8 protein-coding genes are annotated in these 7,842 nt (G+C 51.2%); all 8 read right to left on the bottom strand.

Annotated features, from left to right (window positions below):
* Nucleotides 1–145: 145 nt before the first annotated feature.
* Nucleotides 146–1,450, bottom strand: a complete 1,305-nt coding sequence (locus ACQKDS_RS14545; RefSeq protein ID WP_399672847.1) for an NAD(P)/FAD-dependent oxidoreductase — start codon at nt 1,448–1,450, stop codon at nt 146–148.
* A 333-nt stretch (nt 1,451–1,783) separates the two neighbouring features.
* Nucleotides 1,784–2,326, bottom strand: coding sequence for an alpha/beta hydrolase YcfP (ycfP, locus tag ACQKDS_RS14540; protein WP_399672845.1), 543 nt, complete (start codon nt 2,324–2,326; stop codon nt 1,784–1,786).
* Nucleotides 2,327–2,511: 185 nt separating this feature from the next.
* Entirely contained in the window at nt 2,512–3,534 is a 1,023-nt protein-coding gene (gene nagZ / locus ACQKDS_RS14535) for a beta-N-acetylhexosaminidase (protein WP_399672843.1), read from the bottom strand.
* Between the two features lie 45 nt (nt 3,535–3,579).
* Entirely contained in the window at nt 3,580–4,434 is an 855-nt protein-coding gene (gene thiK / locus ACQKDS_RS14530; protein ID WP_399672841.1) for a thiamine kinase, read from the bottom strand.
* Nucleotides 4,415–4,996, bottom strand: coding sequence for a penicillin-binding protein activator LpoB (gene lpoB, locus ACQKDS_RS14525; protein WP_399672839.1), 582 nt, complete (start codon nt 4,994–4,996; stop codon nt 4,415–4,417). The genes thiK and lpoB overlap by 20 nt, the downstream gene beginning before the upstream one ends.
* Nucleotides 4,997–5,026: 30 nt before the next feature.
* A complete protein-coding gene (locus tag ACQKDS_RS14520; RefSeq protein ID WP_399672838.1) occupies nt 5,027–5,416 on the bottom strand; it encodes a YcfL family protein in 390 nt (129 codons plus the stop codon).
* A 12-nt stretch (nt 5,417–5,428) separates the two neighbouring features.
* Entirely contained in the window at nt 5,429–5,779 is a 351-nt protein-coding gene (gene hinT, locus ACQKDS_RS14515; RefSeq protein WP_399672836.1) for a purine nucleoside phosphoramidase, read from the bottom strand.
* A 351-nt stretch (nt 5,780–6,130) separates the two neighbouring features.
* Nucleotides 6,131–7,564 (bottom strand): PTS glucose transporter subunit IIBC, encoded by a 1,434-nt coding sequence (gene ptsG / locus ACQKDS_RS14510; protein ID WP_399672834.1) that lies wholly within the window; start codon nt 7,562–7,564, stop codon nt 6,131–6,133.
* Nucleotides 7,565–7,842 lie beyond the last annotated feature (278 nt).

Genomic DNA, 7,842 nt, shown 5'->3' with positions numbered 1-7,842 from the left:
AACTGTTTTAACAAATCAAAAGGGGTTTTTATAACTGGCTCAAAGCTGAAAGCTTTACTGAACCCCCAGCCTAGCTGGGGGTTTTCTGCGCACAAAAAAACCCACGCAACCTAAGCGGCGTGGGTTTTGTCCGGCATGGCCGTATTTAGTGCATTTTCAAACGTGGGCGGATGACGCGGTTGATCCCTCCCACCAGCATCATCAAACCGGTTTTAATGTATCCATGCAGCGCGACTTGGTGCATGCGGTAAAGCGAGATATAAACAAACCGCGCGATACGCCCTTCGACCATCATTGAACCACGCATCAGGTTCCCCATCAGGCTACCGACGGTGCTAAAGCGCGATAGCGACACCAACGAACCATGATCTTTATAAACATAGGGCTTGAGCGTTTGGCCGTTGATCAGCGCCAAAATATTCGTGAAGCAACGCGATGCCATCTGATGCGCCGATTGTGCACGTGGCGGTACAAAACCACCGCCCTCTTTCGGACAGGAAGCACAATCGCCGATAGCGAAAATATTGGGATCGCGAGTCGTTTGCAACGTCGGTTCGACCATCAACTGATTGATACGGTTGGTTTCAAGCCCGGCAATCTCTTTCATAAAGTCCGGAGCTTTAATACCCGCAGCCCACACCATCAGATCGGCATCAATAAACTCGTCACCTTTGGTATTCAACCCGTTGCTATCAGCACTGGTTACCATTGTGTTAGTCAATACACGAACGCCCAACTTGTTCAGTTCTTGATGCGCAGCCGCAGAAATTCGCGGAGGTAATGCGGGTAAAATACGTTCGCCCGCTTCCACTAACGTGACGTTCAGCGCACTGTTGTCTAACCCTTCGAAACCATAACTGTGCAGCTGTTTCACTGCGTTGTGCAGCTCGGCAGAAAGCTCAACGCCTGTCGCACCACCGCCAACAATGGCAATGTTAACCCGCTCTTTCTCACCCGGCTGTGCCGAGAATTTAAGGAACAAATTGAGCATTTCGTTATGGAAACGGCGCGCCTGATGTGGATTATCGAGGAAGATACAGTGATCTTTCACGCCCGGCGTACCAAAATCATTCGAGGTGCTGCCCAATGCCATCACCAAAATGTCGTAAGACAGTTCTCGCGCGGGCACCAGTTCTTCGCCCTGCTCATCGCAGATTTGCGCCAATTGCACCGTTTGCGTTTCGCGGTTAATGTCGATCAGCGAACCAAGCTGAAAGCTGAAATGATGGTTGCGCGCATGAGCCAGGTAGCTCAGCGCATCGACGCCATCATCCAGTGAACCGGTAGCAACTTCATGTAATAACGGTTTCCACAAGTGGCTGTGATTGCGATCGACCAAGGTGATCTCGGCTTTCTTCTTGCGGCCAAGCTTATGGCCCAGGCTGGTGGCCAGTTCTAAACCACCGGCGCCGCCCCCCACAATGACGATTTTCTTGATTGGCATTGTCAAAATAACCCTCTAAATGTGAACCACTTGTTACTCTAGGGTAAATAAATAATATCCTTAGAATACATAGGGTTCGCTTAAAATAAACCTGCTATCTGAGGCCAGAATAGCATGAGAGGTTATTTGGTCATACCAAAATTGATGTACATCAAATTTTTTTTGTTAAACACTGGACGCAGAGTATTTTTGACGATTGTGATTCAAATAGTTAGCGTTGGGTCACATTTTTTCACTTCACCGCTGGCGCAGCCATTTTTCATGTTCCGGACACAAAAAAGCCGCTCATTGCCCTAACATACGGCAATCATCGCGGCCGGTTTGCGCGTTATAAAACTGTTAAGCCAACATCTTAAACGCTTTAATCCGTTGCAGGTGCGGGGAGATATTTTTGAACTTATGTGTCTGTTGTTCATCCCAGACGATTTCATAATAGGTGTGCAAGAGTTCAGCACTACGCTGGCTGTCCAATACTTCATCCTGCCGTGACAACACGACCAAACACCGGTCGCGATTCTTTTCACGGAAATCGCTGACGCACTTGGTGGCGATATCGCGATACTCTTCCGGCCGATCAATTTTACCCAGCATATGTTCTTCAGGGTACAAATTCGGGTTGAACACCACCTGGCGTATCCCGCACAAAAAACCGATGCGCTCGGCCCAGAAGCCGCCTAATCCAACGCCGCAAATCAACGTTTGTGGATCGCCGCCCTGTTGAACGGCCTTATCCACTTCTTTTAATAAGTGCTGCATATCATGGCGTGGGTGCAAGGTGCTGTAACTGATAAAGCGTACGTCCGGATCGATGAACTGTAACTGAAGCACTTTTTCGTGATTGCCGGGGCTGGTGGAATCGAAACCATGCAAATAGATAATCATATGGATCCTCGCAACAGGTTGAGGGCCGCGATGCAACCCTACTCATTGACGCCGTGCTACGACGCCCTGTGTATTACTCATCTTTAAGCGTTGGCACGCCGATGCCATGGCCAACGCTATCCGAATCCCCCGTTCACTGATACGTGAGAACGCCTACGGTTGTCATCATAAGGTCACGCTAATGATTAACACACGACATCCTGCTGTTTATGCGCTTCCCAACGCTCACTGAGTGCGGTCAACTGTTGATGCGCCAACTTCCAACGTGCGGAATCACGTAATTCCTGACGGGTGAACTGCCCGCGATGATATAACTGCTGCACATTTTCTGCTTTGACCGGGGACAGGTTATCCAACACGCTTACCGCTCCCGCGCGGTTATTGCACACCAAAATCATGTCGCACCCGGCATCCAGCGCAGCCTGACCACGTTCAGCGTAGCTGCCCATGATCGCCGCCCCTTCCATCGATAAATCATCAGAGAAAATAATACCGCCGAAGCCCAACTCTTCACGTAGGATCTGCTTTAACCAATACGGCGAACCGCTAGCCGGACGCGCATCAGCTTCGGTGTAGATGACGTGAGCCGGCATTACGGCATCCAACAGCTTACGGTTGATTAATTCACGGAAGATGCTCATGTCGTGATCGCGAATCCGTGCCAATGGACGTGGATCGCGCGGCGTTTCTTTATGGGAATCGGCGCTGACCGCCCCATGACCAGGGAAGTGTTTTCCCGTCGCTTTCATGCCGGCGCTATGCATACCCTGAATGAAACGTTCAGCCATGATCAGAGCCTGCGCTGGATCGCTATGGAATGCACGTTCACCAATCGCTGCGCTGACATGCCCAATATCCAACACCGGCGCAAAACTGATGTCGATATCGTGTGCGATCATCTCTGCCGCCATCAGCCAACCCGCTTCTTGTGCTAACCGACCGGCTTCATGGCAATCATTCAACGCGGCAAAAGACTGCGCAGCAGGCAACCGGGTAAACCCGTGGTGAAAACGCTGAACTCGCCCCCCTTCCTGATCGACCGCGACCACCAGCCGCTGATGCGAAGCACTGCGGATCTGCCGTACCAGTTCACGCAACTGTTCCACATCGTGAAAATTGCGGGTGAACAAAATCAGCCCACCGACCAAGGGATGTTGCAAAATTTCTCGTTCTTCAGCATCCAGCTCAAAGCCGGCGACATCTAACATTACTGGGCCCACGGCCACCTCACTTCATCATTCATACAGAAAGGGTCATGATATACAAAAACGCTGGCGCAACGTGGCTGCCCAGCTCAAAAAATCTCGATCGCCAGTTTGCTGCCAGCGCACTTCGAACCACATCAACATCAGATAATCGACCCAAGGTAACCAGCGCGAGACTTGCGTGGCCAATAATTCGGGGTCGTGATAGCCGGTCTGTGCATATTGGCGAATAAAACACTGCTGTTGCCTGGCTTGCCACGCATTGAAACGAAACATTGCCGCGAGTTCGAGCGCGACATCGCCGTCGGTGGCGTATTCCCAGTCGATCAATCGTAACCGCTGGCCTTGAGCGATCAGATTGTCGGGGTGAATATCCATGTGCAACGGCGCTAACTTTAACGGTTGCGGCGGTGGTATCTGCAAAAAACGTTGGTGCAAGCGCAACCAGGCTGGGCTGATACGCCGCCGATCCAGATGTTGCCAATAGCGCGCATAGTGTTGTGACGGCACTAAACGATAACCGCTGAGGGGACTTTGATGGAGCGTTGCCATTAATTCGGCCAATTCACCATTGTGTTGCAGGCAAGCGAATTTATCGTGCGTCACCACCTCCCCACTCAGCCATTCGACGATAATCCACTGCGCGTTTTGCGCCACGACACGTGGCCCCAACGTGCGAGCACAGCGACGTAATAACTGCGCTTCACGATGGCGGCTAACACCCAAGCACGTTTTATCGCTGGTCTGTTGGCGCGCAAGTAGCCGCACGCCGTCGCCGTCGATGCGCCAACTTTCACCGCTCAACCCCTGCACAGGGCTGAAACGACAACCGGCGGTTTTCACCGCCGGCAGTTTGGTTTGCAATAATCGTCGCAACTCAGCTTCAACGTTTAACGGCACCATTACCTGACCAGATAATTTCGCCGGTTTGCGCCAGCATCAATTGCATGTCCAGCTGTGGCGCCTTAACGTTACCGCTAACGTCGCTGTACAACACGTACTGCGCGCTAACGATACGCGCCAAGCCAATCGCCTTACTACGTGAACCTAGGCTGTCATCCGCCGACAGGCCAAGCGTTTGTTTCGCACTGGCCAACTGCGATTCTGGCACCACGATAAAGGTCTGATTGTTGGCAAGCGCGTTATGTAACGCAGCGGTTGCCTTAGCGGTCTGCAATGCGCCGTTAGTGTTATTCTTCACGCTATCTAGCAGCAACACGCTACCCGGATTAACACCATCAGCTTTCAACATTTGGTTTACCAGTGGCTGAACGCTGCTTAACCAGTTAATGCTTTGGATTTTCGGCGGTTGCGGCACCGTCTCATTAACCGGTGGTTCCGGCTGCTCAGGTTCCGGGATCGGTGTAATCGGCTCAATTGTGGCTGGCGGCTCAGTCTGTTCAACGGGTTGAATACAACCGGTCAACGCCAACGCAGCCAATGCCACAAGCAAATACTTTTTCATTATTCTCTCCAATGGGGCTAAGTGCTTAGCTTATAAAAATACGTGAAGACGTGCACGTTTAGCGTCCAAATTGCCATTGATGGAATAGATTTGAGCGTCTGAATTCGGGGCAACCGTCATCTCCCTTGGCTTTTCGAACGGCCGAATATCCAGCCCCTGCGCGTCATACCAGAAGAAGCGATAATGCACGGTAACCGGATTGGGCTGCGTGTTGCTGAGTACCGAAGTGGCCATCATTCGTCCAGCAGCGGCGTTAACCTCTGGACGCTCGGCCAAGATCCCTGCCGTGAGCACGGATGAATCCATCACTACCGTTTGCCGCTCATTCACCACGATGCCATTCGGACTGCTGCAGCCCATCAGCACAACGGCAGGTAACACCAGCGCCATTAAGCAACGCAGTGGTTTAATATAGCGCATGGTATTCCTCTATCAATAAGACAGCATTGGCCCCAATGGGCAACCACCGACCAAATGCATGTGAATATGATAAACCTCTTGTCCACCATGCTGATTACAGTTAATGATCAGCCGATAGCCATCTTTAGCGATCCCTTCCTGTTCAGCAATCTTCGCCGCCACGGTCACCATACGCCCTAACGCCGCTTCATGTTCCGTGGTGACATCATTGGTCGTTGGAATCAACACGTTTGGAATAATCAAAATATGAGTCGGCGCTTTAGGGGCGATATCACGAAAAGCCGTGACCAGTTCGTCCTGATAAACCACATCAGCAGGAATTTCTCGGCGGATTATTTTACTGAAAATAGTTTCTTCAGCCATCTGGCGTTCCTTGTTAAGTATTAAGACGGTGTATGCAGTATGAGTGACTAATTCTACTGCTTTCAACCTGATTGCGCACTTTCTGCGTCGAGTGGTGGAGAATCAGTCAATCTGAGGGATACGACACGCGGCCTTAATGGTTAGCGTCACTATCAGTTTACGCCAGTAAAACGACGGTTTTTGCGTGGCTCAGCCGCCTCACGTGTGAATAGGTGAAGATGCACGGCATGATCTCTTTGTTAACCGTGAAGGCTTGGTGGTGGGCTTCTGCACTAAAAAAACACATAACGGCCGCGTCAAACACATAAAAAAAGGGAGGCTTTCGCCTCCCTCAACACTCCCCGACCTGAATCAGCTATTACGGATATATTCATCCATATCTGTTTTCAGGTTATCAGACTTGGTGCCAAAGATAGCCTGGACGCCGGAGCCCGCAACAACAACGCCAGCCGCGCCCAGTTTCTTCAAACCAGCCTGGTCAACTTTGGACACATCGGCCACGCTGACGCGTAAACGCGTGATACACGCATCAAGGTTAGTGATGTTGTCTTTACCGCCGAACGCCTGAACCAGTGCCGATGCCATCTCAGAACCGCCCTGCGCTACCTGCTCGGATGCTGTGTCTTCACGGCCCGGTGTTTTTAGATCCAACTTGGCGATCAGCACGCGGAAGATGGTGTAGTACACCAAACCGTAGACGATACCGACGATCGGGAACAGCCAAATTTTGCTGCTGTTTCCGCTCAGCACGATGAAATCGATCAAACCGTGTGAGAAGCTGGTGCCATCACGCATGCCCAACAGAATACAAATTGGGAACGCCAAACCAGCCAGAATAGCGTGGATCACATACAGGATCGGCGCGACAAACATGAAGGAGAACTCGATTGGTTCGGTGATACCAGTCAAGAACGAGGTCAACGCGGCGGAAATCATGATGCCGCCTACTTTCGCACGGTTTTCTGGTTTAGCAGAGTGCCAAATGGCAATCGCCGCAGCAGGCAAACCGTACATTTTAAACAGGAAGCCGCCAGACAGTTTACCTGCGGTCGGATCACCGGCCATGTAGCGAGGGATATCGCCGTGGAACACTTGCCCTGCTGCGTTGGTGAACTCCCCGATTTGCATTTGGAATGGTACGTTCCAGATATGATGCAAGCCGAATGGCACCAGCGCACGCTCAACTACGCCGTAAATCCCAAACGCAACCACCGGGTTCTGATAAGCCGCCCATTGCGAGAAGGTCTGAATGGCAGTACCAATGGGTGGCCAGATGAAGGACAGCACCACACCCATGGCGATCGCCGCCAAGCCAGAGATGATGGGGACAAAGCGCTTACCGGCAAAGAAGCCAAGGTATTCCGGCAGTTGAATGCGGAAGAAGCGGTTAAACATATAAGCTGCGATCGAGCCGGAGATAATCCCCCCAAGCACACCGGTATCCGCCAAATGTTTAGAGGCAATTTCTTCGGCAGGCAAATGCAATACCAAAGGTGCCACCACCGCCATGGTTTTCACCATGATACCGTAGGCCACCACGGCGGCTAAAGCCGATACACCATCGTTATTGGTGAACCCTAATGCCACACCAATAGCGAAAATCAGCGGCATGTTGGCGAATACAGAGCCGCCGGCTTCCGCCATGACGTGGGAGACTACCGCAGGTAGCCAGCTAAAGTTGGCGGAACCGACGCCCAGCAGAATACCTGCGATAGGCAGTACGGATACCGGCAGCATTAGCGATTTACCTACTTTTTGCAGGTTTGCAAATGCGTTCTTAAACATAGTTGAGTGTGCTCCTGAGTAATAGTGCTTTGCTACTTCTTTGCGCGAGTTTTCGCGTTGCAAGGGGGGGAGAAAAACCCCTGCAGTTCAGGGTGTCTGAGCACCCCTTGAATTTTTACGCAGAGTAAAATAAATAGCCTGCATAATGTTTGATGGCAGTCACGTTTCGCTTAATAAGGCACGGCATTTTTCCTAAAACGACTTTAAATTGTAAATAATGATGTAAAAATACCCATTAACCACCATAAACGGGCAAGAACATTACCCGTTTCAATGAT

The organism is Serratia sp. NPDC078593, assembly GCF_050268245.1.
Classification (GTDB): Bacteria; Pseudomonadota; Gammaproteobacteria; order Enterobacterales; family Enterobacteriaceae; genus JBNNGK01.
This window is presented reverse-complemented; position numbering and strand designations above follow the sequence as displayed.